23 protein-coding genes are annotated in these 23,399 nt (G+C 63.5%); 14 read left to right on the forward strand and 9 right to left on the reverse strand.

Annotation, left to right across the window (positions count from 1 at the left end):
• Nucleotides 1-114: 114 nt before the first annotated feature.
• From ACTJKE_RS18335 to ACTJKE_RS18355, 5 genes are all read left to right on the forward strand, one after another.
• Nucleotides 115-1,104, forward strand: coding sequence for an ABC transporter substrate-binding protein (locus ACTJKE_RS18335; RefSeq protein ID WP_440692056.1), 990 nt, complete (start codon nt 115-117; stop codon nt 1,102-1,104).
• 64 nt (nt 1,105-1,168) lie between these two features.
• Entirely contained in the window at nt 1,169-1,948 is a 780-nt protein-coding gene (locus ACTJKE_RS18340) for an ABC transporter ATP-binding protein (RefSeq protein ID WP_058330093.1), read from the forward strand.
• Between the two features lie 5 nt (nt 1,949-1,953).
• The gene (locus tag ACTJKE_RS18345; protein ID WP_058322309.1) at nt 1,954-2,877 is read left to right on the forward strand and encodes an ABC transporter permease; all 924 of its coding nucleotides are present in this window, start codon (nt 1,954-1,956) and stop codon (nt 2,875-2,877) included.
• Between the two features lie 15 nt (nt 2,878-2,892).
• Complete coding sequence (gene kynU, locus ACTJKE_RS18350; RefSeq protein WP_058330148.1) at nt 2,893-4,140, forward strand: kynureninase; 1,248 nt, start codon at nt 2,893-2,895, stop codon at nt 4,138-4,140.
• 140 nt (nt 4,141-4,280) lie between these two features.
• On the forward strand, nt 4,281-5,249 hold the full coding sequence (locus ACTJKE_RS18355) for a threonine ammonia-lyase (RefSeq protein ID WP_058330092.1): 969 nt from the start codon (nt 4,281-4,283) through the stop codon (nt 5,247-5,249).
• A gap of 9 nt (nt 5,250-5,258) precedes the next feature.
• Here the strand turns inward: ACTJKE_RS18355 and ACTJKE_RS18360 are convergent, their stop codons facing one another.
• From ACTJKE_RS18360 to ACTJKE_RS18390, 7 genes are all read right to left on the reverse strand, one after another.
• On the reverse strand, nt 5,259-5,939 hold the full coding sequence (locus ACTJKE_RS18360; RefSeq protein ID WP_058330091.1) for an ABC transporter ATP-binding protein: 681 nt from the start codon (nt 5,937-5,939) through the stop codon (nt 5,259-5,261).
• Nucleotides 5,939-6,688, reverse strand: a complete 750-nt coding sequence (locus tag ACTJKE_RS18365) for an ABC transporter ATP-binding protein (protein WP_058330090.1) — start codon at nt 6,686-6,688, stop codon at nt 5,939-5,941. Before ACTJKE_RS18365 ends, ACTJKE_RS18360 begins: the two co-directional genes overlap by 1 nt.
• On the reverse strand, nt 6,681-7,652 hold the full coding sequence (locus ACTJKE_RS18370; protein ID WP_058330089.1) for a branched-chain amino acid ABC transporter permease: 972 nt from the start codon (nt 7,650-7,652) through the stop codon (nt 6,681-6,683). The genes ACTJKE_RS18365 and ACTJKE_RS18370 overlap by 8 nt, the downstream gene beginning before the upstream one ends.
• A gap of 7 nt (nt 7,653-7,659) precedes the next feature.
• The gene (locus ACTJKE_RS18375; protein WP_058322314.1) at nt 7,660-8,580 is read right to left on the reverse strand and encodes a branched-chain amino acid ABC transporter permease; all 921 of its coding nucleotides are present in this window, start codon (nt 8,578-8,580) and stop codon (nt 7,660-7,662) included.
• Nucleotides 8,581-8,673: 93 nt separating this feature from the next.
• Nucleotides 8,674-9,813, reverse strand: coding sequence for an ABC transporter substrate-binding protein (locus ACTJKE_RS18380; protein ID WP_058330088.1), 1,140 nt, complete (start codon nt 9,811-9,813; stop codon nt 8,674-8,676).
• A gap of 42 nt (nt 9,814-9,855) precedes the next feature.
• A complete protein-coding gene (gene kynA, locus ACTJKE_RS18385) occupies nt 9,856-10,692 on the reverse strand; it encodes a tryptophan 2,3-dioxygenase (RefSeq protein ID WP_058330087.1) in 837 nt (278 codons plus the stop codon).
• Nucleotides 10,693-10,696: 4 nt separating this feature from the next.
• Entirely contained in the window at nt 10,697-12,316 is a 1,620-nt protein-coding gene (locus ACTJKE_RS18390) for a benzoate-CoA ligase family protein (RefSeq protein WP_058330086.1), read from the reverse strand.
• A gap of 329 nt (nt 12,317-12,645) precedes the next feature.
• Here ACTJKE_RS18390 and ACTJKE_RS18395 point away from each other — a divergent pair, with 329 nt between their 5' ends.
• Both ACTJKE_RS18395 and ACTJKE_RS18400 read left to right on the forward strand, forming a co-directional pair.
• Nucleotides 12,646-13,476, forward strand: a complete 831-nt coding sequence (locus tag ACTJKE_RS18395; RefSeq protein ID WP_058330085.1) for an alpha/beta hydrolase — start codon at nt 12,646-12,648, stop codon at nt 13,474-13,476.
• 158 nt (nt 13,477-13,634) lie between these two features.
• A complete protein-coding gene (locus tag ACTJKE_RS18400) occupies nt 13,635-14,966 on the forward strand; it encodes an APC family permease (protein WP_058330084.1) in 1,332 nt (443 codons plus the stop codon).
• On the opposite strand, the gene ACTJKE_RS18405 is transcribed toward ACTJKE_RS18400, so the two are convergent.
• Nucleotides 14,967-15,743, reverse strand: coding sequence for a helix-turn-helix transcriptional regulator (locus tag ACTJKE_RS18405; protein WP_245296308.1), 777 nt, complete (start codon nt 15,741-15,743; stop codon nt 14,967-14,969). It lies immediately after the preceding gene.
• 49 nt (nt 15,744-15,792) lie between these two features.
• On the opposite strand from ACTJKE_RS18405, the gene ACTJKE_RS18410 reads away from it, so the two are divergent.
• Nucleotides 15,793-17,244: an amidase gene (locus ACTJKE_RS18410; protein WP_058330147.1), complete on the forward strand. Its 1,452-nt coding sequence runs from the start codon at nt 15,793-15,795 to the stop codon at nt 17,242-17,244.
• 262 nt (nt 17,245-17,506) lie between these two features.
• Here the strand turns inward: ACTJKE_RS18410 and ACTJKE_RS18415 are convergent, their stop codons facing one another.
• Nucleotides 17,507-18,400 carry a DMT family transporter gene (locus tag ACTJKE_RS18415; protein ID WP_058330082.1) on the reverse strand — a complete coding sequence of 298 codons (894 nt, stop codon included), beginning with the start codon at nt 18,398-18,400 and terminating at the stop codon, nt 17,507-17,509.
• A gap of 289 nt (nt 18,401-18,689) precedes the next feature.
• Here ACTJKE_RS18415 and ACTJKE_RS18420 point away from each other — a divergent pair, with 289 nt between their 5' ends.
• The 6 genes from ACTJKE_RS18420 (at nt 18,690) to ACTJKE_RS18445 (ending at nt 23,309) form a co-directional block, all read left to right on the forward strand.
• Nucleotides 18,690-20,021 carry a PQQ-dependent sugar dehydrogenase gene (locus ACTJKE_RS18420; RefSeq protein ID WP_058330081.1) on the forward strand — a complete coding sequence of 444 codons (1,332 nt, stop codon included), beginning with the start codon at nt 18,690-18,692 and terminating at the stop codon, nt 20,019-20,021.
• 109 nt (nt 20,022-20,130) lie between these two features.
• Complete coding sequence (locus ACTJKE_RS18425) at nt 20,131-20,649, forward strand: SRPBCC family protein (protein ID WP_058330080.1); 519 nt, start codon at nt 20,131-20,133, stop codon at nt 20,647-20,649.
• Complete coding sequence (locus ACTJKE_RS18430; RefSeq protein WP_082663784.1) at nt 20,633-20,962, forward strand: ArsR/SmtB family transcription factor; 330 nt, start codon at nt 20,633-20,635, stop codon at nt 20,960-20,962. The genes ACTJKE_RS18425 and ACTJKE_RS18430 overlap by 17 nt, the downstream gene beginning before the upstream one ends.
• A gap of 42 nt (nt 20,963-21,004) precedes the next feature.
• Nucleotides 21,005-21,241 carry a hypothetical protein gene (locus ACTJKE_RS18435; protein WP_058330078.1) on the forward strand — a complete coding sequence of 79 codons (237 nt, stop codon included), beginning with the start codon at nt 21,005-21,007 and terminating at the stop codon, nt 21,239-21,241.
• 161 nt (nt 21,242-21,402) lie between these two features.
• Entirely contained in the window at nt 21,403-22,929 is a 1,527-nt protein-coding gene (locus tag ACTJKE_RS18440; protein WP_058330077.1) for a sensor histidine kinase, read from the forward strand.
• 2 nt (nt 22,930-22,931) lie between these two features.
• Complete coding sequence (locus ACTJKE_RS18445; protein ID WP_058330146.1) at nt 22,932-23,309, forward strand: response regulator; 378 nt, start codon at nt 22,932-22,934, stop codon at nt 23,307-23,309.
• Nucleotides 23,310-23,399: the final 90 nt, after the last annotated feature.

A 23,399-nucleotide genomic window follows, 5' to 3' on the forward strand; every position in this document is an offset into this window, starting at 1 on the left:
CTGCGGCTCAGATGAAAATATATATATTTGTTTGACAAGACCTCCGACCGTCGCCATCATCCACGCACGCCGCCGAGGAGGGCGGTAACGCTCGTCAAATTCTGGGAGGGATGTATGAGCAGGCTTAAGAGCACTTGGCTTTCGGGATTGGTCGTCGCCGGCGCAATGGCTTGGGGACTGGGAACGGCTGCCGCTGATCCGATCCGCATTGGCATCGCCAACTTCGGCGAACATCCGCAATTGAGCGCGTCGATCGCCGGCTTCAAGAAGGCGCTGGCTGAAAACGGCTTCGTCGAAGGCACCGACGTCGTCTACACCGAGAGCCACACCAATTTCGACGCCTCGCTCGTTCCGCAGATGATTGCCAAGCTGCAGGCCGAGCAGCCGAAACTGATCTACACGATCACCACGCCGGTCTCGCAGATCGCCAAGAAAGCGCTCGCCGGCTCCGGCATCCCGGTTGTCTTTTCTGCCGTCACCGATCCGGTGGCCGCGAAGCTGGTTCCGTCCTGGGAGGCCGGTGACGAGGGCATGACCGGTGCGACGGACCTTCAGGATGTGGCCGCCGTGATGGCCTTTACCCGCAAGCTGCTGCCGGAAGCCAAGCGCTTCGGCGTGCCCTACAATCCGGGCGAGGCGAACGACACGGCGCTGCTCGACAAGATCAAGCAAGCCGCACCTGCCGCCGGCTTCGAAGTCGTCGCCGTCGGCGTCGACAACGTCAACGACATTCAGCAGCGCATCGCCTCCTTCGCCGGCAAGGCCGACGTGATCTACACGCCCGCATCCAACCTGCTGCAGCCGGCCATCGGCGCAGTTTCTGCGGCGGCACGCCAGGCAGAGATCCCGATCGTCAATTCCGACGACGGTGCCGTCCGCGATGGCGTCGTGCCGGCAAGCTTTGCCGTCAACTACGAGCAGGTCGGCGTCAATGCCGGCAAGATCGCTGCGGAGATCCTCAAGGGTAAGGACCCGAAGACGATCGCGCCGTCGCGCCCGAGCTATGAAGACCACGCGCCGCTGATCTCGAAAAAGGCGACGGCCGCCTTCGGCATCGAAGTGCCGGCATCGCTCGCCACCGACTGCGGCTGCGTCGTCGACTGATCTCCAATTGGTCTCAACAGTGACGGCGCCGGGAGCGCCGTCACTCCACGGATAGGGGGAGCCAATGCTGGAAATCAGATCGGCCCGCAAGGTTTTCTACAAGGGGCAGGCAGACGAGAAGGTCGCGCTCGACGGCCTCAAACTCAGCCTCGCCACAGGCGAATTCGGTGTCGTCATCGGCTCGAACGGCGCCGGCAAGAGCAGCATGCTCAACGCCATCTCCGGCGCGCTCGTGCTCGATAGCGGCCAGGTCGTCATCAATGGCGACGACGTGACGGCCATGCCCGTGCACAAGCGTGCCATGCGGCTTGCCCGCGTTTTCCAGGACCCGATGCGCGGCACCGCCGCCAGCATGACGGTGGCGGAAAACATGTTGCTCGCCGAACTGCGCAGCAACAAGCGCACCTTGCGCCGCGGCCTCAATGCGGCGCGGCTTGCCACCTACAAGGAACGGCTGTCGCTGCTGGGCCTTGGTCTCGAAAACCGTCTCGACACACGGGTGGAGCTTCTGTCCGGCGGACAGCGGCAGTCGCTGTCGCTGATCATGGCGGTCGGCGGTGAGCCGGAACTGCTGCTGCTCGACGAGCATACCGCAGCACTTGATCCCCGCACCGCCGATATCGTCATGCAGGCGACGATCCGCGCGGTCGAGGCGCTGAAGCTGACGACGCTGATGGTGACACACAACATGCAGCATGCCGTGGACTTCGGTCATAAGGTGATCATGCTCGATGCGGGGCGCGTCCGCCTCGAAATCGACGGCAAGGAAAAGGCCCAGACGACCGTGCCTGATCTGATCGGCCATTTCTCCGTCAAAACCGACCGCATGTTCCTGGCGAGCTGACGATCATGGATATTCTTCAAAACACCATCGCGAGCTTCGTCTCGCTCGTTCCCGTCACTCTGGCGCAGAGCCTGATCCTCGCCTTCGTCGTGCTCGGCATCATGATCCCGTTCCGCATGCTGAGCTTCCCGGACCTGACCAGCGAAGGCGCGTTCCCGCTCGGCGGCTGCGTCTGCGGCGTCCTGATGGCGGCGGGCATGTCACCGCTCGCCGCGATCGCCATCGCGCTCGTCGCCGGCTTCGTCGCCGGCTGCTGCACGGCGTTCATTCATCTCAGGTTCCGGATCCACACCCTGCTTGCCGGTATCCTGATGATGACGATGCTCTATTCGATCAACCTCAGGATCATGGGACGGTCGAACCTCTCGGTCTTCGGCGCAACGACCGTGTTCGACTGGGCGCCGGGACTGCAGCCGGGCTTCCCGGCAAGCAAGATTGTGGTCGCGGGGCTGATCGCGCTCGTTGTCTTCTTCCTGCTCTATCATTTCTTCCGCACCGAGAAGGGCACCGCCGTCCGTGCCGTCGGCGCCAACCCCGATATGGCCGAAGCGCAAGGCATCAACGTCTGGCTGGCGACGATCGGCGGTGTCGGTCTTGCGGGCGCGTTTTCCGCAGGCAGCGGCGCGCTGATGGTGCAGTCGCAGGGCTTTGCCGACGTCAACATGGGCCTCGGCATCCTGATCAACGGCCTTGCGGCGCTGATGATCGGCGAGGCGATCGTCGGCAAGCAAAGCGTGCTGCGCCAGCTCGCTGCCCCCTTTGTCGGTGCGATCGTCTACTACCAACTCGTTTCCTTCTGCCTGGCGGCCGGTATGCCACCGCCGGACCTGAAACTTGCGACCGGCCTGTTCGTTCTCGCCATGCTGGCTCTTCCGAGCCTCAAGCGAAGCCGCGGACCGGCACCCGCCCGCGAAACCGTTCGCGAATAAATGAGGACCACCTTCATGAATGCAGTTCCTGATTTTACTGCGATCGAGGCGATGGATGCCGCCGATGTGCTGCGTCCGATGCGCGAGCGTTTCATCCTGCCGCCGAACCTGATCTATCTCGACGGCAACTCGCTTGGCGTCGCCTCGACCGCTGCCTTCGACGAGCTTCGCAAGGCGGCTACCGAGGAATGGGGGCAGGATCTTATCCGCAGCTGGAACACGGCCGGGTGGTTCGAGATGCCGCTTGCGCTCGGCGACCGGGTCGGGCGGCTGATCGGTGCGGCCGCCGGCCAGACTGTCGTTTGCGATACGACGTCGATCAACATCTACAAGGCCCTGCATGCGGCCATGGCGCTACGGCCCGGTCGCTCTGTCATCGTCAGCGAAGGCGGCAGTTTCCCGACGGACCTCTACATGGCCGAGGGCGTGGTTTCGACGCGCCCGGGCGCTTCGCTGCGCCTCGAAGGGGTCGATGCGCCCGATATCGAGGACCTGATCGATGGCGACGTTGCCGTGGTCCTGGTCAACCACGTCAACTACAAGTCTGGTGAACTGCGCGACATGGCGGCCCTGACCCGCAAGGCGCACGAGCGTGGCGCGCTGATCATCTGGGACCTCTGCCACACGGCCGGTGCCCTGCCGGTTGATCTCGACGGCGCCAATGTCGATTTCGCTGTCGGCTGCACCTACAAGTATCTGAATGGCGGTCCCGGCGCGCCCGCCTTCATCTACGCCGCGACCCGTCATCACGGCGATATCCACCAGCCGCTCACCGGCTGGTGGGGCCATGCCCGCCCCTTCGCCTTCGAGAAGCACTATGCGGCCGGCGAGGGCATCCGCCGTTTCCTGTGCGGCACGCAGCCGATCCTGTCGCTTCGCGCATTGAAGGGCGCGCTCGACGTCTGGGACGAGGTCGACATGGTGCAATTGCGTGAGAAGAGCATCCGGCTCACGGATCTCTTCATCACGCTCGTCGAGGCGAAATGCGCTGCCTACGGCTTGGAACTCGAGAGCCCCCGCGACGGGACAAAACGCGGAAGCCAGGTTTCGTTCAGCCATCCCAACAGCTACGAGATCATGCAGGCGCTCATTGCCCGTGGCGTTATCGGCGACTTCCGCGCTCCGACGACGATGCGCTTCGGCTTTACGCCGCTCTATGTGAGCTATGCCGACGTGTGGCGGGCGGTCGAGATTCTGGAAGAAATCCTCGGCACCGGTGCGTGGCAGGATGCGCGCTTCGCCGTCCGTGCGGCCGTGACCTGATTGATGGCACCGATGAACTGCGGGCGGCATTTCGCCCGCAGCGTCTTGTTCAGACGCAGACTGAAGTCGCCGCCCGGAACGGATTCGTTCCGAGCCACTGTGCCCGAAGGTGGGAAGACGGCTAACGGGGGACTTAAGCAATGACCGCACCACGCCGCCCGACACGGGATGAAATCGCCGAGGCTCGCGGCCGCATCGCTCCCCACTTCGCGCGAACCCCGCTGGTGCGGCTCGACCACGGCTTTCCCGACCGGCAGATCTTCCTGAAGCTGGAGACCCTTTCACCGATCGGCGCCTTCAAGCTCCGTCCCGCCTTGAACGCCCTATTGTCACGCGATCCGGCCGATCTGCAAAACGGCGTGGCCGTCACCAGTTCCGGTAACATGGCCTACGGCATGGCTTGGGCCGCGCGCCTCATCGGCGTGCCGATGGTGGCCTATATGTATCGCGGCGCGCCGCAGACCAAGATCGACGGCGTGCGCGACCTTGGCGGCGAGGTGCGCTTCGTCAGCCAAGAGACCTGGTGGGACTACATCACCGAAGCGGCCCGCCCGGATGCGCCCGAGCTGCTGATCAACCCGGTGACCGATCAGGCTATTCTCGCCGGCAACGGCTCGATCGGCATGGAAATCATCGAGGATCTGCCCGATGTCGACGTGGTGCTCACCCCCTATGGCGGCGGCAGCATGACGACCGGCGTTGCCAGCGCCGTCAAGGCCACTTCCGACCGTTGCCGTGTTTTTGCGGTCGAAGACGACAGCGCCGCTCCGGTTTCGGCGGCACTTGCGGCGGGACGGATCGTGACGATCGAAACCCGCCCGTCGCTCATCAAGAGCATCGGCGCGCCATCGCTTGTGCCGCAGCTTTGGCCAGTGGCACGGGAGCTCATCGACGGGGCGATTGCCGTTAGCCCGGCCCAGGTGACCGAGGCCATGCGGCTTCTGTTCAAAAAGGCCAAAGTCGTCGCCGAGGGGGCAGGGGCCGCCTCGCTCGCCGCCGCGATCGCGCGGCCGGATTTCAAGGGAAACATTGTCTGCGTCATCTCGGGCGGCAACATCGACGCGGCTGCCTATTCCGTGGTCCTTGGCGGCGGCATTCCCTCGACCTAAACGGCAAGCTTAGACGCCGAGATAGCGGTCCTGAAGTGCCGGTGTCAGCGCTGCCGGCGATCCTTCGAACACGGTCGCACCCTTTTCCAGGACGAAGCAGCGGTCGGCGACGGGCAGCAGTTCCGAAAGCGTCTTGTCGACGACGAGGATCGATTGGCCGACGGCCTTCAGCGTGCGGATCGCCGACCAGATGTCCTGCCGAATGACCGGCGCAAGGCCCTCTGTTGCCTCGTCGAGAATGAGCAGGCTGGGATTGGTCATCAGCGCCCGGCCGATGGCAAGCATCTGCTGCTCGCCGCCCGAAAGCGTGTTGGCATATTGGTCGCGTCGTTCGCCGAGGCGGGGAAAGAGGGAGACCACCTTCTCGAAGGTCCACTCGCTGCCGCGGGCCGTGGCAACCAAGTTCTCCATGACGGTGAGATTGGGGAAGCAGCGCCGCCCTTCGGGCACGAGGCCGAGGCCGAGTCTCGCTATCCGGTGCGGTCGCATGCCGAAGATCGCCTTGCCGGCGAAGCTGATCGCGCCGGAGCGCGGGCGCACGAGGCCGAGGATCGAATTGATCGTCGTCGTCTTGCCCATGCCGTTGCGGCCCATGAGCGCGACGACCTCGCCCTCCCGCACATCGAGATTGACGCCGAAGAGCGCCTGCGATGCGCCGTAGAAGGTTTCGAGGCCTTTCAGTTCGAGCATCACGCGGCTTCTCCCAAATAGGCGCGGCGAACGTCCGGATCGCTGCGGATTTCATCGACCGTGCCTGTTGCGATGATGCGGCCATAAACGAGCACGGAAATGCGATCCGCAAGCGCAAAGACCGCGTCCATGTCGTGTTCCACCAGCAGCATCGGCGCTTCATGGCGCAAGCCGTCGAGGAACGTCGTCAGCCGCTTGGAACCCTCCGGCCCCATGCCGGCCATCGGTTCATCGAAGAGAAACGCCTTCGGCGAAAGCGCCAGCGCGATGGCGATTTCGAGCTGCCGGCGTTCGCCATGCGAAAGTTCGGCCGCCGGTATGTGAGCGCGCGCGGCGAGGTCGACCCGCTCGAGCATCGCCATCGCCGGTTCGGTCAGGTCCCTATCGTTCGTAACCTGGCGGAAGAAGCGGAAGCTGCTGCCTTGCCGCGCCTGCACCGCCAGCATGACGTTGCGAAGCGCTGAGAACTCCTGCGCCAGCGACGAAATCTGGAAGCTGCGTGCAAGGCCGAGCCTCGCGCGGGCTGCCATGTCGAGCCCGCCGATATCCTCGCCGAGAAAGCCGATGCTGCCGCTGTCGGCCTTGAGCGAACCGGCGATCTGGTGGATCAGCGTGCTTTTTCCGGCACCGTTCGGACCGATCAGCGCATGGATTTGCCCCGGGCGAAGCTCGAGGCTGACCCCGTCGGTCGCCTTGAGGGCGCCGAAGGATTTGCGGAGATCGCGGATTTCGAGAACAGGCTCAGACATGGCGCGGCTTTCCGGAGAGCAGGCCCAGCAATCCGCCGCGGGCAAAGAGCACGATGCCGAGCAGGATGAGGCCGAGGAAGAACTGCCAGCGCTCGGTGATCCCCCCGAGCACATATTCGAAGAAGACGAAGATCATCGCGCCGGCGACGGGGCCGAACAGCCGGCCCTTGCCGCCGAGGATGATCAGCACGATCAGTTCACCCGACATGTGCCACGACAGCATGGAGGGCCCGACGAAGCGATTGAGATCGGCATAGAGCGCGCCGGCAAATCCGGTGATCATCGCCGAGGCGGCAAAGGCGACGAGCCGGATGTTGAAGGGCGCGATGCCGACGGCGGCAAGGCGGATTCCATTCTGTCTCGCCGCCTGCAGCGCGCTGCCGAAGCGCGAACCCTCGACCACGCGGAACAGGAGAAGTGCGGCCATGAGTGCAGCGTAGCAAATGAGGAAATAGGGCAGGGGCTTGGCGGTGTTGACGCCGGGAAAGGCGTTGCGCATCGCCATCGACAGGCCATCTTCGCCGCCATAGGCCGGCCAGGAGATCGCGAAATAATAGATCATCTGCGCGAAGGCGAGCGTGATCATGATGAAATAGACGCCTGATGTGCGCAGGCTGATCGCGCCGATCGGCAGCGCGATGAGGCCGGCGACCGCCACGGCCGCTATCCAGATGAGCGGCATCGACGTTGTCGCCGGAATGCCGGCAAACAGCGGCTCGCCATTGAAGGCGTGGGTGGCGAGGATGCCGGCGACATAGCCGCCGAGGCCGAAGAAGGCTGCGTGGCCGAAGGACAGCAGCCCGCCGAGCCCGAGCGCCAGGTTGAGGCCGACGGCGGCAAGCGCCAGGACGACGACGCGGGTCGCGAGCGTCACATAGAAGGGTTCGCCCATGCCGGCGGCCAGAAGCGGTGCGCAGAGAAGCAGAAGGGCAAGCAGCAGGTTGACGGTGGTTTCGCGGCTCATCTTGACCTCACGACTGTGCCGCAAACAGGCCGCTCGGCCTGAAGGCGAGGATGAGGGCCATGACCACATAGATCAGCATCGAGGCGAGCGCCGCGCCAATCGTAGTCGCCTGCGATGCGGGCATGGTGAGCGCCAGAACCGAGGGGAGCAGGAAGCGGCCCATCGTGTCGACAACGCCGACAATCACCGCGCCGACGAGCGCGCCCTTGATGGAGCCGATGCCGCCGATAACGATGACGACGAAGGCGAGGATGAGCACTGGCTCGCCCATTCCGACCTGCACGGACTGCAGCGCACCGACGAGGGCGCCAGCAAGCCCGGCGAGTGCTGCGCCAAGCGCAAAGACGACCGTGTAGAGCGTGCCGATGTCGACACCGAGCGCGCCGATCATCTCGCGGTCGGATTCGCCGGCGCGGATGCGCATGCCGAGCCGCGTCCTGGCGATCAGCAGATAGAGACCAATGGCCACGGCGATGCCGACGCCGATGATCGCCAGGCGATAGAGCTGGTATTGGCCGCCGCCCGGGAGCGGCACTGCGCCCTGAAGCAAAGGCGGTATGTCGAGATAGAGCGGGAAGGAGCCAAAGAGCCAGCGCGCGCCCTCGGACAGGATCAGGATCAGTGCGAAGGTGGCGAGCACCTGATCGAGATGATCGCGGTCGTAGAGCCTTCGGATGACGGCGACCTCGATGATCGCACCGACGCCGGCGGCGGCCGCAAGGCTGGCGATCAATCCGATCCAGAAGGAGCCGGTCGCGGCAGCGACGGTCGCGCAGGCGAAGGCGCCGATCATGTAGAGCGAGCCGTGGGCAAGGTTGATCAGGCCCATGACCCCGAAAATCAGGGTCAGGCCGGCGGCCATCAGAAACAGCATCACACCGAGCTGGAGCCCGTTGAGCAGTTGTTCGATCAGGAGTGCGGTGAACAAGAGGTCGGTCCAAGCTTGATGTCGGGATGACGCGGGTCATCGACCAGACGCCGGCACGATGCCGATCGCCTGGGCGATATCAGGTGCAAAGCATTATATGCCGCACTTATCGGCGTAGGCGTCCTTGTGGTCTTCGAAGGCGGTGGCGATGATCTTGTTGGTCAGTACGCCATCGTCTTCCTTCACCACCTCACGAACGTAGATGTTCTGGATCGGGTGGTTGTTGTTGTTGAAGGTGAACTTGCCGCGCACCGACTTGAAATCGGCCGCCTTGAGCGCGGCGCGGAAGGCGTCCTTGTCCTTGACGCTCGCCTTCGACAGCGCGGCGAGGATCAGGTTTGCCGTATCCCAGCTTTGTGCGGCGTAGATCGAGGGCAGGCGCTTGTACTCGGCCTTGAAGGCTTCGACGAACTTCTTGTTGGCTTCGTTGTCGAGGTCCTTGGACCAGGTCGCTGAGTTCTTGACGCCAAGGGCGGCGTCGCCGATCGCCGGCAGGACGTCCTGGCTGAAGGAGAAGCCCGGGCCCATGACCGGGATGTTCACGCCCGACTGCGCATATTGCTTCATGAAGGCGATGCCCATGCCGCCGGGCAGGAAGAAATAGACTGTGTCGGCGCCGGAGGCGCGGATCTGGGCGATTTCGGCGGCATAGTCCGTCTGTCCGACCTGGGTGTAGATCTCGCCGGCAAGAGCGCCCTTGTAGTAGCGCTTGAAGCCGGTCAGCGCGTCCTTGCCGGCCGGATAGTTGGGCGCCAGGATGAAGGCGTTCTTGTAGTCCTTGTTGGCGTATTGCCCCATCGCCTCATGGAAATTGTCGTTCTGGTAGGCGACGTTGAAATAGTTCGGGTTGCAGTTCGCACCGGCCAGTGCCGAAGGACCGGCATTCGGTGAGAGATAGATCACGTCCTGCGCGACCGCGTTCGGCACGACCGCCATCGCGAGATTCGACCAGATGATGCCCGTCATCAGGTCGACTTTGTCGCCCTGGATCATCTTTTCGGCGATCTGCACCGCAAGTTCCGGCTTCTGGGCATCGTCCTCGATCACCAGCTCCACGTCCTTGTTGCCCGATTGCTTGATCGCCAGCGTGAATGCGTCGCGCATGTCGATGCCAAGGCCCGCGCCGCCGCCCGAAAGCGTGGTGATGACGCCGATCTTCACCGGCTCGGCATGGGCAAGGCTCGACGTCGCAAGCGAGAGGCCAAAAAGGCTCGCTGCCAGAATGCGGTTCATGCTGTTCTCCTCTTTATAGGTTCCCTTATGAGTTGTGTTCTATCAGAGACCCGTGCGCACGTGCCAGAGCTCGGGAAAGAGTTCCACTTCAAGCATCTTCTTAAGATAGGACGCGCCGGATGTTCCCCCGGTTCCGCGCTTCATGCCGATGATGCGCTCCACGGTCGTGACGTGATTGAAGCGCCATCGGCGAAAGTAGTCCTCGAAATCGACCAGTTTCTCGGCGAGTTCGTAGAGCATCCAGTAGCGCTCGGGATCGCGGTAGACGGTCTGCCAGGCGGCAAAGACCTTGTCGCTTTCCGTGCGCGTTTCGCGCCAGTCGCTTCGCTGCGCCTCCTCGCCGACATCGAAGCCGTTGCGCGAAAGCAGCCGGATCGCTTCGTCGTAGAGCGACGGCGCGGCCAGGATCGCCTCGAGCTTCTCCATGATGTCGGGACGGTGCGCATGCGGCCCGAGCATGGAGGCGTTGCGATTGCCCGCAAGGAACTCGATCGCTCGGTATTGCCACGACTGGAAGCCGGAGGATTGGCCGAGCGATTCGCGGAACGTGGTGTATTCGCTGGGCGTCATCGTGCGCAGCACGTCCCAGGCGCTATTCAGCTGCTCGAAGATGCGCGCCACGCGCGTCAGCATCTTGAAGGCGGGTTCCAGCCGGTCGTCGCGGATCGAGCGGACTGCTGCGTTGATCTCGTGCAGCGCGAGCTTCATCCAGAGTTCCGACGTCTGATGCTGGATGATGAACAGCATCTCGTCGTGGGCCTTGGAAAGCGGCTCCTGTGCGTCCAGCACCTTCTCCAGCATGAGATAGTCGCTGTAGGACATGCGTCCCTTGAACGACATCTGGGCGCCTTCTTTCGAAGGATCGTATGATTTGCTCATGTTCTTAGTTCTCCGACCGCAATCGGAACCGCTGGATCTTGCCCGTGGCTGTTTTCGGCAGGCTGTCCAGGAACTTTACCGATCGCGGATATTTGTAAGGCGCGATCGTCGCCTTCACATGATCCTGCAAGCGCTTGATCGTCGCGTCGTCGGCTGAGACGCCCGAAATCAGCACGACATAGGCTTCGACGATCTGGCCGCGCTCCGCATCGGGCGCTCCGACGACGGCGCATTCCGCGACTTCCGGGTGCGAGATCAACGCCGCCTCGACCTCGGGGCCGGCGATGTTGTAGCCGGCCGTTACGATCATGTCGTCCGAGCGGGCGGCGAAATGGAAGAAGCCGTCTTCGTCCTGATAGAAGGCGTCGCCGGTCAGGTTCCAGCCGTCGCGGACATAATCGCGCTGGCGGGCGTCCGCCATATAGCGGCAGCCGGTCGGGCCGCGCACCGCGAGCTTGCCGACCGTACCGCGAGGGACCTCCCGCATCTCGTCATCGACGATCCGGGCTTCGTAGCCACCGACCGGCTTGCCGGTCGAGGCGGCCTTGCGGTCTTCGAAGCGGTTGGAAATGAAGATATGCAGCATCTCTGTCGCGCCGATCCCGTCGAGGATCGGCTTGCCGGTTTTTTCCGTCCACTCCTCGAAGACGGGCCCCGGCAGCGTTTCGCCCGCCGAGATCGCTACCCGGAGCGACGAAAGGTCAGCACCGTTGTCCATCGCCTTCATCATCGCCCGATAGGCGGTCGGAGCGGTAAACGAGATCGTTGCTTTGTACTTCTCGATGATCTCCACCATGTTGGCGGGCGTCGCGTGCTCGAGCAACGTTGCCGCCGCGCCGAAACGCAAGGGGAAGATGGCAAGGCCGCCGAGACCGAAGGTGAAGGCGAGCGGCGGTGAGCCGACGAAGACATCGTCGGGTGTCACCCCGAGCACCTCCCTGGCATAGCCGTCGGCAATAACAAGGAGATCGCGATGGAAGTGCATGGTTGCCTTCGGGACCCCTGTCGTGCCCGAAGTGAAACCGAGAAGGGCGACGTCGTCACGACCGGTGTGTACCGCTTCGAAGACCACAGACTTGTCGAGCGCAATGCGGTCGAGTTCGGCGTCGTGGTTTGCTGTCCCGTCGAAGCCGACGACCTGCTTCAGGTAGCGACTGTCCTTGGCGCAGGCGATCATCTCGTCCATCAGGCGGGTATCGCAAAGCGTCAGGCTGACCTCTGCCTTGTCGACGATCTTGGTCAGTTCGCCGGCTCTGAGCATCGGCATGGTGTTGACGACCACGGCGCCGGCCTTGGTGGCCGCCAGCCAACAGGCGACCATGGCCGGATTGTTGGCCGAGCGGATGAGCACACGGTGGCCAGGCTTCACGCCGTAGTTTTCGACGAGGGCATGGGCGAGCCTGTTCGTCCAGTCGGACAGCTCCTTGTAGGTTCGCCGGCGCCCGTTGCCGATCAGCGCGGTATGGTCGCCAAAACCCTTTGCGACCATGGCATCCGTCAATTCGACGGCGGCGTTGAGATGGTCCGGGTAGTCGAAGCCTTCGAGACGGAATTCCGGCCATTCTTCCGGTGGCGGCAGATGGTCGCGTGTGAACGTATCGACGTGCGAAGTCGGTCCAAGCATATGGCGGCTGTTCCCTTGTTCAGTTTCTGCCCGTTGCCCAGGCATTTTCAAAGCCGGCTAAAGTTCTGGTCGTCGCGCGGAGCCCTGCCGTGCGAACGGGTCGCCAAGCCTCGCCGCATCGTCGCCGATGGGGGCATGCCGTCGCCAGGGCGACTCAGTGATCGTGATGGGCACAGCGAGACCTCCACTTCTCGGCTGAACATGGGGGCAGCATCGCACCAGTCCAAAATTATTTCAAGCCTAAAGTTTTTTTTGAATGACGCATTGCGTTTCTTGATGGGGCAGGCGATTTCTATGCGTGGGAAGATATCGAAGGGAGGATTGCATCGATGCTGGAACACCGTGTTTCCGATTGGAACAACGCCTATGCCAATGGCGTGAACATTGCGCGGGGCGACCGGTGGCCGCAGGCATGGGTTGGGCCGGCGGAGGCATTCCGCAATGCGCTTTCGGCATCAGGGCTGGCGAAACTCGACCTTGCCTATGGCGAGCGATCCAGAAATCGCATGGACCTTTTCTTCCCCGATGGCCCGGCGAAAGGCCTGGTCGTCTTCGTGCACGGTGGGTTCTGGCTGCAGCTCGACAAGACCTTCTGGTCGCATCTCGCCGCAGGCGCTGTCGCCAGCGGTTACGCCGTCGCCATGCCGTCCTACACGCTCTGCCCGGAGATCCGCATCACCGGGATCGTCGAGGAGGTCGCGGCCGCAATCGGTGAGGCGGCAAAGCTGGTCGAAGGGCCGCTGATGCTGACCGGCCATTCGGCTGGCGGCCATCTCGTCAGCCGGATGATCACGGCGACCGCGCCGCTCTCGCCGGATGTCCAGGAACGCGTCCGCAACGTCGTCTCGATCTCGGGCGTGCACGATCTGCGACCGATTATGTCGACCGGGATGAACGAGAAGCTTTCGATCGATGAGGCGGAGGCTCTTTCGCAAAGCCCGGCGCTGCTGCGGCCGATGCGGGATGCCCGCATCACCTGCTGGGTCGGTGGCGGCGAGCGCGCCGAATTCCTGCGCCAGAATGCCCTGCTTGCCAATATCTGGACGGGACTGGGTGCAACCACGACCGCCATCGTCGAACCGGACAGGCACCACTTCAATGTCATCGACGGCCTTGCCGACGCCGGGCATCCGTTGACGCGAACCCTGCTTTCGATGTGAAGCGCTGTGCCAGACCAAGGGCGGGTGGTTGCGAAATCCGGGTCACCCTGCTCGCTCTCCCTCGCCATGTCACCGGGGAGCGCCATAACACCCTAGGGTTATTGGCATAGCCCTCGGTTTCCCCGACGCTTCCAGTCTGTTCGTTGGAGGAGGGGAACATGACACAAAACATTAAACTCGATCGAACCCTTGGTCTGTGGTCCGTGGTGCTGTTCGGGCTTGCCTATATGACGCCGATGATCGTGTTCGGCACGTTCGGGGCGCTGGCCTCGGCAAGCCAGGGCACGACGGCGATGGCCTATTTCATCGCGGCGCTTGCGATTTTCCTGACGGCCGCGAGCTACGGGATCATGGCGAAGGTCTATCCGGTCGCCGGATCCGCCTACACCTACGCCCGCAAGTCGCTGAATTCCGGTGCGGGCTTCCTCGTCGGCTGGGCCGTCCTGCTCGACTATTTCTTCCTGCCGATGGTTATCTGGCTGATCGGTGCCGCCTATCTGGGCTCCGCCTTCCCGGCCGTTCCGGCCTGGCTGTGGATCGTCGGCTTCATTGTGCTGACGACGGCCGTAAACGTCATCGGCATCGCTTTCGCCAACCGGGTGAACGTCGTGCTGATGCTGGTGCAGCTCATCGTGCTGATCGCGTTCGTCGTACTGGCAGGGCGCTATGTCGTTGCCATCAATGGCGTCGGTGGGCTTGCGTCGGTACGGCCATTCTTTGAAGCGAATGTACCGTTCAGTGCTTCCGTCGCCGGTGCGGCAATCGCGGCCTATTCTTTCCTGGGCTTCGATGCCGTCTCAACCCTGACGGAAGAGACGCGTGACCCAACCCGCACGATGCCGAAGGCGATCATGATCATCGCGGTGATCGGCGGGATCATCTTCACGGGTTCGGCCTATGTGACGCAGCTCGCCCATCCCGGCGGCGCGTTCACCTCCGTCGATTCCGCCGCTACGGAAATCGCTCTGATGATCGGCGGCGATATCTTCGTGACCCTGTTCCTCGCAACGCTCGTGGTTGCCCAGTTCACCTCGGGGCTTGCGGCACAGGCGAGCGTCGGTCGGCTGCTTTTCGCCATGGGCCGCGACGGCGTGTTGCCGATGGGGATCTTCGGCAAGCTGCATGAGAAATGGCGCACGCCGGTGTTCAACCTCGTGCTCGTCGGCATCGTCGGCCTGCTTGCGCTCACACTCGACGTGACGACCTCGACATCCTTCATCAATTTCGGCGCGTTCCTCGCCTTCACCGCCGTCAATGTCTCGGTGATCGCGCTCTATCTGCAGGGCAATGCAATCGTGCGGCCGCTCGGCGCGCTGCTCGGGCTTGTCGTGCCGGCCGTCGGTGCGGTCTGTGACCTGTTCCTGCTGTGGAATCTCGATGGCCACGCCAAGCTTCTGGGTATCATCTGGCTGGCCATTGGGGTGTGCTATCTCGCCTACCTCACCCGGTTCTTCCAGTCAGCGCCGCCGGAAGTGGAGTTCGTCGAATGATCAGCGGCGGCTGAGGAAGAGATGGAAGAGCTCCGCCTGACTGGAAATGGAGAGCTTGGCATAGGCCTGGCGACGATGGACCTTGACCGTATTCGGCGAGAGGCCGAGAGTGGCGGCGATGGAGTAGGTCGAGTGACCCTTGAGGATCAGGGTCACGATCTCCAGCTCCCGTTTCGAGAGCAACGGGTGGCTGATCGTCGCTGCGGCATCATCCTCCTCGCGGGGCGGGTCGAACCGCGCGCGCCAGTGCCGTTCGGCCAGCGCCCGCACGATCGGCGCAGCACTTTCCAGCCGGACGAGGTCACGGCGGGAGAAGCCGGGCACGTCGCCGATGCGCGAGAGCGACAGCACGGCATCGACATGCGGAAGCTTCAAAATGAAGCCGATCTCGTCGACGATGCCGGTCGCCTGGTAGTGGCGGCGGAAGTATTCCGTCTCGGTGAAACGGTCCGGCGCCAACCGTCGCATCACCAGGACGCCGCCGTCGAGTTTTGCGTTGCGGACGGCATCGTAGAACGGGTCGAGGATATAGGCGCCGTCAAGGTAGTGATCGACGATGGTGACGCGGTCGCCGATGATGCGCTCGTTATGGAGATCGAAGGCCTTGCCGCCTGGCGAATAGGCAAAGCCGTTCATCATCTCGAAGGCGACGAGTTGCCGAAGCGCGCGCTCCAGGGTTTCCGGGAAACCGGGCTCGCCGAGGTTTTCCACGGCCTCTGCGAGCCCGGCGTTCCAAGCATCGATATAGGCGCTCGCCCCACCGGATCTTGCTGCCACGTCCATTCCCCACCTGTCGAAGAAAAGACCTAGCATGGAGTCCGCAGTCATGCAGACGATTTCTCGCGCCTTTGCGCCCACGCATCCGCTCGACCTGCCCGCAACCGAGATCGCTGCCGGGATCCGCGCCCGCCATTTTTCGGCTGAAGCGGTCGTTGCCGAATCGCTCCGCCGCGCGAAAGTCGTCAATCAGACGCTGAACGCATTCACGCTGCTGCGGGAGGAGGCCGCAATCGCATCGGCGCGGGCGGCTGACGAACGCGTCGCAACCGGTGGCGACACGCCCGCTCTTCTCGGCGTCCCCTTCGCCGCCAAGGACCTGACACCGACCAAGGGCGATCTCACCACGCTCGGCTCGTGGACGCGTGGGAATTGGATTCCAACGGAGACGGCGCTGTGCATCGAGCGGCTGGAGGCAGCCGGCGCGATCCTGATCGGCAAGACGACGACGCCGGAATTCGCCCATTCCAGTTTCACGTCGAGCCCACGCTGGGGCGTGACCCGCAACCCCTGGAACCCGGAGCGAACTTCCGGCGGCTCCTCCGGCGGATCGGCGGTCGCCGTCGCGACCGGCGTGGTTCCCTTCGCCGAAGGCACGGACATGGGCGGGTCGGTGCGCATTCCCGCAGCACTTTCGGGCGTCGTCGGCCTCAAACCCAGCCTTGGGCGAATTCCCATGACGATCCTGCCGAGCGTCTTCGACAACATATCCCATTTCGGCCCGCTGGCGCGGACCGTTGGCGACGCCATCGCCTTCATGGCCGCAACTGCCGGCCCGGATGATGCGGATATCGCCTCGTTGCCGCTCTCCTTCGCGGCCGACCGGGCAAGAGCAGGCTCACTTGTGGGCCGACGCTTCGCCCTTTCGCTGGATCTTGGCTACTACAGCGTCGATGCCTCCGTGCAAGCCGCGATCCTTGCGGCGGTCGACCAGCTTCGTGCAGCCGGCGCCACGGTGGAACCGGTGGACATCGGCTGGTCGCGCGCCGTCAACGACCAATGGTACGATCTCTGGTGCGTGTTCATGGCGGCATTTTTCGGCAACGCGATCGATGGCTACCGCGAGCGCATGGACCCGATCGTGGTCGAGCTCATCGAACGCGGGCTTGGTATGAATGCTACAGTCTACAAACGAGTGGAACTGCTCCGGACTGCGATGTGGCGTGATCTCGCCACGATCCTCGCCCGCTACGATGCGCTGCTCTGCCCGACTTGCGCGGTCACGGCCCCCTCGGCTGACGCGGACGACAACAACTACATTGCCGATACGCCGGACGGGCGCTTTCGCGGGCTGGACATGACCTGCCCGTTCAACCTGCTGCCGCAGTGTCCAGCCCTGTCGGTGCCTGTCGGTCTCGCCAATGATGGCCTCCCAGTCGGCCTGCAGATCGTCGGCCGCCGCTATGCCGATGAAGAGGTGCTGTCGCTTGGCGGCGCCACCGAGAGCGTGTTACAGGCTTCGGGTTTTGGGGGCGGCCGGGCGGTGCGGTGGCGCTGGTAACGTGTGCGCCGCCTACGATCGCCAAGCTCCGCCCCTCAAAGCAGCAGGAGCTTCTTCAGCACCGAAACGACTTCCACGGCTTGCTTTTCGGCAATGTCTCATCGGGCGCCGAACTGGAAATAGTCAAATAAAATCAATTGCTTGATTGTTGTTGCGCCGGCGTACTCCACGAATGCGAAGCTCCGTATCGAAGAGTCCGCCGATCGCGCGAGGGGCGGTGACCTCGCACTGACCGGCTAGTGAGCCACGCCATGACTTGGTGTCAGCGAATGAAGATCAGCGCCATGCCGAGGACGACGAGGGCAGCACCGGCCCAGGCGCCGGCGGCAGGCCGTTCGCCCGTCCTCAGCCACAGCATCGGCAGGATCATGACCGGCGAGGTCGCGGACAATGTCGATACGATGCCCACCTTGCCGCCCGAGAGCGCGTAGAGCAGCAGCGTCATCCCCATGCCAAGAGCGAGGACCCCGGTCAACGCGGTCATCGCGGCAACCTTCAGGGTCAGCGGCGCCCTCGGCTTGACCGATGGAATGGGCAGCTGGATCAGGATGCTCAGGCAGAAGGCCGCAATCCCGACGCGCAGCATGGAGGCGACAAAAGGATCGATGCCGGCGGCCATGACCGGTCGCACGATGATCGAGCCGATCGCCTGGCCGGTGGCGGCGCCGAGCCCAAGCAAGACGCCGATCCAAAGCGGCCCCTTGACCTTTTCCCATTCATGCATCTGCGCTCGGCGCTTGCCGAAGAGAATGGCGAGGAACACGCCGGTGGCCGTCAGCGCGATGCCTCCAACCGCGGTTGGTGACAGCGCTTCGCCAAGCACCAGCCAGCCGAGCAAGGCGGCGATCGGCGCGTTGAGGGCGAAGAGGATGCCGGAGCGGCGCGGACCGAGCCGGTTGAGCGCGGCAAAGAGCAGCGTGTCACCGATGAAAATGCCGATCAAGCCGGACAAAAGCAGCGGCGTGACGCTTGTCGCATCCAGCTCACGCCAGGCCCCGGTGGCGAGCACATAGATTGCCAGAAGTCCCGTGACGAAGATCTGCCGAAGGCGGTTGAAGGCGGGCGCGCCGAGATGGCCGGCCGGTCCGGCCGAGATCAACCCCGTCAGGGCCCAGCAGGTCGCGGCCCCCAGCGCGGCGAGTTCATGAATTGGCATGATATTCCGATCGGTAGACTGCGGCCCCGAAGGAGCTCTCCTCGGCCTTCGTTAAAGCTTGAGCGAGCGGCATCCGTCCAGCGCTTTTTCAGTCGCATCAACAGGGCGTTGCGTGCCGGGCGGCAGACGGTGCAACAGCGCTCATCATGGTCGTCTTCTGCCCACATGCGATATGTCCAAGGGGCCACGCGCCGACGTTGATTCCGAATGAATTTTTCAGCACTTTTCGCCAGGCGATTGGAACGACTGAAGCCGGCTGCCGTTAGGTTGGACATCAAAGGAATCCGCCATGAAAAAGCTCCTGGTTGCCCTGCTGGTCTTCGGCGCGCTCGCGGCCGCTGGCGGCCTGAGCCTCGGCTATCTGTCGCGACGGGAGGCAACGGTGCCGATTGAAAAGACCTACGGTCCCGATCCGATTCTGGTCGAACCAAGGGTGGAGCTCGTGCCATCCGTCAGTGTCGCGGAAGCCACCCCCTGGCCTGCAGGCATGATGCCATCGGCCGCGCCAGGCCTTGCCGCTAAGGAATTTGCGGGCGGCTTCGATCATCCCCGCTGGCTTCACGTGCTACCGAATGGCGATGTGCTGGTCGCAGAAAGCAACGCGCCACCCCAACCCGACCCCGGCTTTTCGGTGCGGGCCTTTGCTGCTCAGCTCATCCAGGGCAGGGCCGGCGCCCGAAGTGAGAGCGCCAATCGCATATCGTTGTTGCGCGACGCGGACGGTGACGGCGTGGCGGAAACGAAAACGCCCTTCATCACCGGGCTCAATTCGCCGTTCGGCATGACATTGGTTGGCGGTAAGCTCTACGTTGCCAATGCCGATGCGATCGTGGCCTTCCCCTATCAGGAAAGCGCGACCGAGATTACGGCGCCCGCAGAGAAGATCGTCGACCTACCGGCGGGCCGCAACCACCACTGGACGAAGGACGTCATCGCCAGCCCGGACGGGACCAAGCTTTACGTCACGGTCGGCTCCAATTCCAACGTCGGCGAAAACGGCATGGAGGAGGAAAGGGGACGCGCCGCCGTGCACGAGATCGACCTTTCCACCCGGCAGATGCGGCCGTTCGCATCCGGACTTCGCAATCCCAACGGCCTCTCATGGCAGCCGGATAGCGGTGAGCTATGGGTTGCCGTCAACGAGCGCGACGAACTCGGGCCCGATCTCGTTCCCGATTACATGACCTCGGTCAAGGACGGCGCCTTCTACGGCTGGCCCTATAGCTGGTACGGGCAGCATGTCGACGAGCGGGTGAAGCCGCAGAAACCCGAACTGGTGGCGCGCGCGATCAAGCCGGACTATGCGCTCGGCCCCCACACCGCCTCGCTCGGCCTGACCTTCAACACCGGCGACCTGTTCGGCCCGGAGATGAAGAACGGCGCCTTCGTAGGCCAGCATGGCTCGTGGAACCGGATCCCGCGCAGCGGCTACAAGGTCATCTTCGTGCCTTTCAGCAACGGCAAGCCGTCCGGCCCGCCGCGGGATATCCTGACGGGTTTCCTGACCGGCGACGGCAAGGCGCTCGGCCGTCCGGTCGGCGTCGCCATCGCCCGTGATGGCGCGCTGCTTGTTGCCGACGATGCCGGCAACAAGGTGTGGCGGGTCGCCCCCATGCGGTGAGCGATCCCGCGGCTTAGGGGTCACTGGGGCATTTGTGCAACTATTTGGTTGTGTATCTGTCTGCGATCCCGATACTTGCAACCAAGTCGTTGCACGAAAGGAAAGCGTCATGAGCTCATTCGATCGTATCGAGAAGGCAATTCTGTTGCGCGCGCCCGTCGAGCGCGTCTGGCGGGCGATAACCGATGTCTCGGAATTCGGGCAGTGGTTCGGCGTAAAGCTGAACGAGCCTTTTGCTCCGGGGCGGGCGATAACCGGCTCCTTTAAGGGAGAGTTCAACGCGCAGGATATCGCCAAGTACCAGGCTTCGATCGGTCTGGAGCCGGCGCCGATCCGCCAGCCCGAACCAAATGCCGTTTTTTGCACCGTCGAGGAAATGGATGCGCCACGGCTTTTCAGCTTTCGCTGGATCCCCTACGGCCTCGATGCCGAATGCGAACCCGCGCGGGAACCGACGACACTCGTGGAATTCCGGCTGGAAGCGGTTGCCGGTGACACACGGCTGACCGTCACGGAATCCGGCTTCAAAGGCGTGCAGGCGCATCGGCGCAAGCGCGCATTTCTCATGAATGATGGTGGCTGGAGCGCCCAGATTGAAAACATCAAGCGCCATGTCGAACACGTCTGAGCGAGAACTGGCGGGCGTCTTCGCCGCACTCGGCGATGCGACCCGCCTTGCGCTGGTCACGCGGCTTTTGGCGGTCGGTGCCCTGACGGCAACCGCGCTGTCCGAGGGGCAGGCAATCACCCGGCAGGCGATCGTGAAGCACCTGCAGGTGTTGGTAGCGGCAAGGCTGGTGGTGCATGAGCGTCACGGCAAGGAGGTCCTCTACGCGGTCGATCCGCGCCGTCTCGAAGAGGCGCGCGCGTTCCTGACGGCAATCGCTGCGGGTTGGGACAAGGCGCTTGGCCGGCTCAAGTCGCTTGTCGAGGCGCCGTGACGCGAGACACGCAACCGCGCTGGGCCGCTCGGATCAAAGTGCGTGCCCGCCGGCAACCCGGATGACCTGGCCGGTGATCCAATCGGACGCGTCGCTCAGAAGAAGCAGCACTGCGCCTGCGGCACGATGGTTGCCGACGGCCTTAGCCGTGGATACTTTTTCGCGGACGGAGCGCCTGCCGACATGCGCGGCGAGCGCCTTGCCTCGGTGCGCGAAGCCTATATCGCGCCGATCAAGGTCGAGAGCCCCACTCGAGTGGCTCCTCGCACTTGCCCGTGATCGGTCCAATCGACCGCTCCAGCAGGCTTGAAATCGAAACGCCCCGCTACAGTTGTTTCCTTTTGGTCAACGGACGTGGGACCAATTTCACAAGCGGATTCGTGATCGCAGTCTTTGGCGGTGGTCCCCGTAGATCGCTCACCGGGACCCGGAGTGCAGACATGAGGCAGAGTTCGTCCGGCGTCGATAGCACCTGGATCAAGAAGGCGGATGAACTGGCGGCTCTGTTTCAGTTCACGGATGCGCTCTATCGTGCCAATTCGCTGGCCGACATTTTCGATGCCACGTTCGATGCGATCGAGCGAGCGTTGCGCTGCCGCCGCGCCTCTATCTTACTTTTCGACTCTGCGGGGGTGATGCGTTTCGTCGCTTCACGCGGGCTCTCCGAAGGCTATCGCCGGGCCGTCGACGGTCACTCGCCGTGGAGGCCCGGCGACCGAGAAGCCACCCCGATCTTCGTCAGCGACATAGAGCTTGCCGAAGAGCCCAGGTCGCTCAAAGACACCATAAGGGGCGAGGGGATTCGTGCGCTCGCCTTCATTCCCTTGACCGCCAACGGCGTGGTCATTGGAAAGTTCATGACCTATCGCGAAGTGGTGCACGTCTTCACGGAGGAGGAGGCCGTCCTTTCCCTGACGATCGCTCGGCAACTGGGCTTCAGCATCGAGCGCAGACGGACCGAGGAGGCGCACCAGCGTGCCGAGGAGGGACTTCGCCGCAGCAACGAGCGGCTGCGGATCATCCTCGACAGCGCCAGCGAGTATGCGATCATCACGCTCGACGGTGCCGGACGGATCGCAAGCTGGAACAGCGGCGCCGAACGGCTGCTCGGCTATCGCGACACCGAGATCCTCGGTCAGCCGGGCGGGATTTTCTTCAGCCCGCACGACCGTGCAGCGGCTGTCCCCGAGCAGGAGATGCGAACGGCGCGCGAGGAGGGTCGCGCGACCAACGAACGCTGGCACTATCGCAAGGATGGATCGCGTTTCTGGGGATCCGGCGTCATGCTTCCCGTCGAGGAGAGCGGACCGGACCGCTATCTCAAGATCTTCAGGGATCGAACTGAGGAGCGCAGAGCACAAAAGCGCCAGAAGCTGCTGATCGGGGAGCTCAACCATCGTGTGAAGAACACGCTGGCAACCGTGCAGTCCCTTGCCGAACAGACGTTGAAGAGTGCCGATAAGCCGGAAGCCTTTGCCGAAGCGTTCAACGGCCGACTGCTTGCTCTTGCCGGGGCACACGACCTGCTGACTCGCGAGGCATGGCAGGCGGTATACCTGAACGACATCGCTCAGGCGGTTCTCGCAGCCTGGATCGAAGACGGGCGCGTGGCTCTCCACGGGCCTGCGATCCGCATCAGCCCGAAACAGGCCCTGCCGCTTTCGATGGCGTTCAACGAATTGCTGACCAATGCGATCAAATACGGTTCTCTATCGAGCCCCGGTGGCCGTGTTGCGCTGTCATGGCAATGTAGAGACGTGTGCACGGTCCGGTGGGAAGAGCGCGGAGGACCACTGGCAAAGCCCCCTCAGCGGCAGGGTTTCGGGCTGCGCGTCCTCAACCGCGGCCTCGCCAACGAACTGGGACACCCCGTCGATCTCCGGTTCGAGCCGGAAGGTGTCACCTGCACGATCGGGATGGACTTCGTCGACGGTGAGCGCGCCGGCATGGATGACAAGGGGGAATGACCATGTCTGGGGTATTGACGGGACGTCGGATACTTGTCGTCGAAGACGAGATGCTGGTGGCCATGTCGATCGAGGACACCTTGGTCGATGCCGGCGGCGAAGTGATTGGTCCTGCGCCAACCGTCGGGCGGGCATTGGGGTTGCTGCAGGGGGAGACGAAAATCGACGCCGTCGTGCTGGACATGAACCTCCAGGGGCACAGCGGGCTCCCGGTCGCGGACGCATGTGATGAAAGATCGATCCCCTTTCTCATATTGAGCGGCTATGGCGACACGGCCCTGAACGGCACGCACCATGCGGCCCCGATCCTTTCCAAGCCCTTCGCGAGTGCGGTGCTGGTGGAGACGCTCAAGACGCTTTTCGGAGGCAACCGCGCGTGACGGGCCCGGGGTCGTACCCGGTTGCTGACACCTGCACCGATTGCGTACAGCCGGGATCAGGAACCGCATTTCATCCCGCGGAGTTTGTTC

The organism is Ensifer sp. 22521 (genome assembly GCF_052044795.1).
Classification (GTDB): Bacteria; Pseudomonadota; Alphaproteobacteria; order Rhizobiales; family Rhizobiaceae; genus Ensifer.

Bases quoted from the DNA above. Each gene is read 5' to 3' on its own strand.
- ACTJKE_RS18425 (WP_058330080.1), top strand. From the start codon at position 20,131: ATGAGCTCATTCGATCGTATCGAGAAGGCAATTCTGTTGCGCGCGCCC.
- ACTJKE_RS18340 (WP_058330093.1), top strand. From the start codon at position 1,169: ATGCTGGAAATCAGATCGGCCCGCAAGGTTTTCTACAAGGGGCAGGCA.
- ACTJKE_RS18410 (WP_058330147.1), top strand. From the start codon at position 15,793: ATGCAGACGATTTCTCGCGCCTTTGCGCCCACGCATCCGCTCGACCTG.
- kynA (WP_058330087.1), bottom strand. From the start codon at position 10,692: ATGAGCAAATCATACGATCCTTCGAAAGAAGGCGCCCAGATGTCGTTC.
- ACTJKE_RS18335 (WP_440692056.1), top strand. From the start codon at position 115: ATGAGCAGGCTTAAGAGCACTTGGCTTTCGGGATTGGTCGTCGCCGGC.
- ACTJKE_RS18380 (WP_058330088.1), bottom strand. From the start codon at position 9,813: ATGAACCGCATTCTGGCAGCGAGCCTTTTTGGCCTCTCGCTTGCGACG.
- ACTJKE_RS18355 (WP_058330092.1), top strand. From the start codon at position 4,281: ATGACCGCACCACGCCGCCCGACACGGGATGAAATCGCCGAGGCTCGC.
- kynU (WP_058330148.1), top strand. From the start codon at position 2,893: ATGAATGCAGTTCCTGATTTTACTGCGATCGAGGCGATGGATGCCGCC.
- ACTJKE_RS18440 (WP_058330077.1), top strand. From the start codon at position 21,403: ATGAGGCAGAGTTCGTCCGGCGTCGATAGCACCTGGATCAAGAAGGCG.
- ACTJKE_RS18415 (WP_058330082.1), bottom strand. From the start codon at position 18,400: ATGCCAATTCATGAACTCGCCGCGCTGGGGGCCGCGACCTGCTGGGCC.
- ACTJKE_RS18345 (WP_058322309.1), top strand. From the start codon at position 1,954: ATGGATATTCTTCAAAACACCATCGCGAGCTTCGTCTCGCTCGTTCCC.
- ACTJKE_RS18395 (WP_058330085.1), top strand. From the start codon at position 12,646: ATGCTGGAACACCGTGTTTCCGATTGGAACAACGCCTATGCCAATGGC.
- ACTJKE_RS18420 (WP_058330081.1), top strand. From the start codon at position 18,690: ATGAAAAAGCTCCTGGTTGCCCTGCTGGTCTTCGGCGCGCTCGCGGCC.
- ACTJKE_RS18390 (WP_058330086.1), bottom strand. From the start codon at position 12,316: ATGCTTGGACCGACTTCGCACGTCGATACGTTCACACGCGACCATCTG.
- ACTJKE_RS18400 (WP_058330084.1), top strand. From the start codon at position 13,635: ATGACACAAAACATTAAACTCGATCGAACCCTTGGTCTGTGGTCCGTG.
- ACTJKE_RS18445 (WP_058330146.1), top strand. From the start codon at position 22,932: ATGTCTGGGGTATTGACGGGACGTCGGATACTTGTCGTCGAAGACGAG.
- ACTJKE_RS18430 (WP_082663784.1), top strand. From the start codon at position 20,633: ATGTCGAACACGTCTGAGCGAGAACTGGCGGGCGTCTTCGCCGCACTC.
- ACTJKE_RS18370 (WP_058330089.1), bottom strand. From the start codon at position 7,652: ATGAGCCGCGAAACCACCGTCAACCTGCTGCTTGCCCTTCTGCTTCTC.
- ACTJKE_RS18360 (WP_058330091.1), bottom strand. From the start codon at position 5,939: ATGCTCGAACTGAAAGGCCTCGAAACCTTCTACGGCGCATCGCAGGCG.
- ACTJKE_RS18365 (WP_058330090.1), bottom strand. From the start codon at position 6,688: ATGTCTGAGCCTGTTCTCGAAATCCGCGATCTCCGCAAATCCTTCGGC.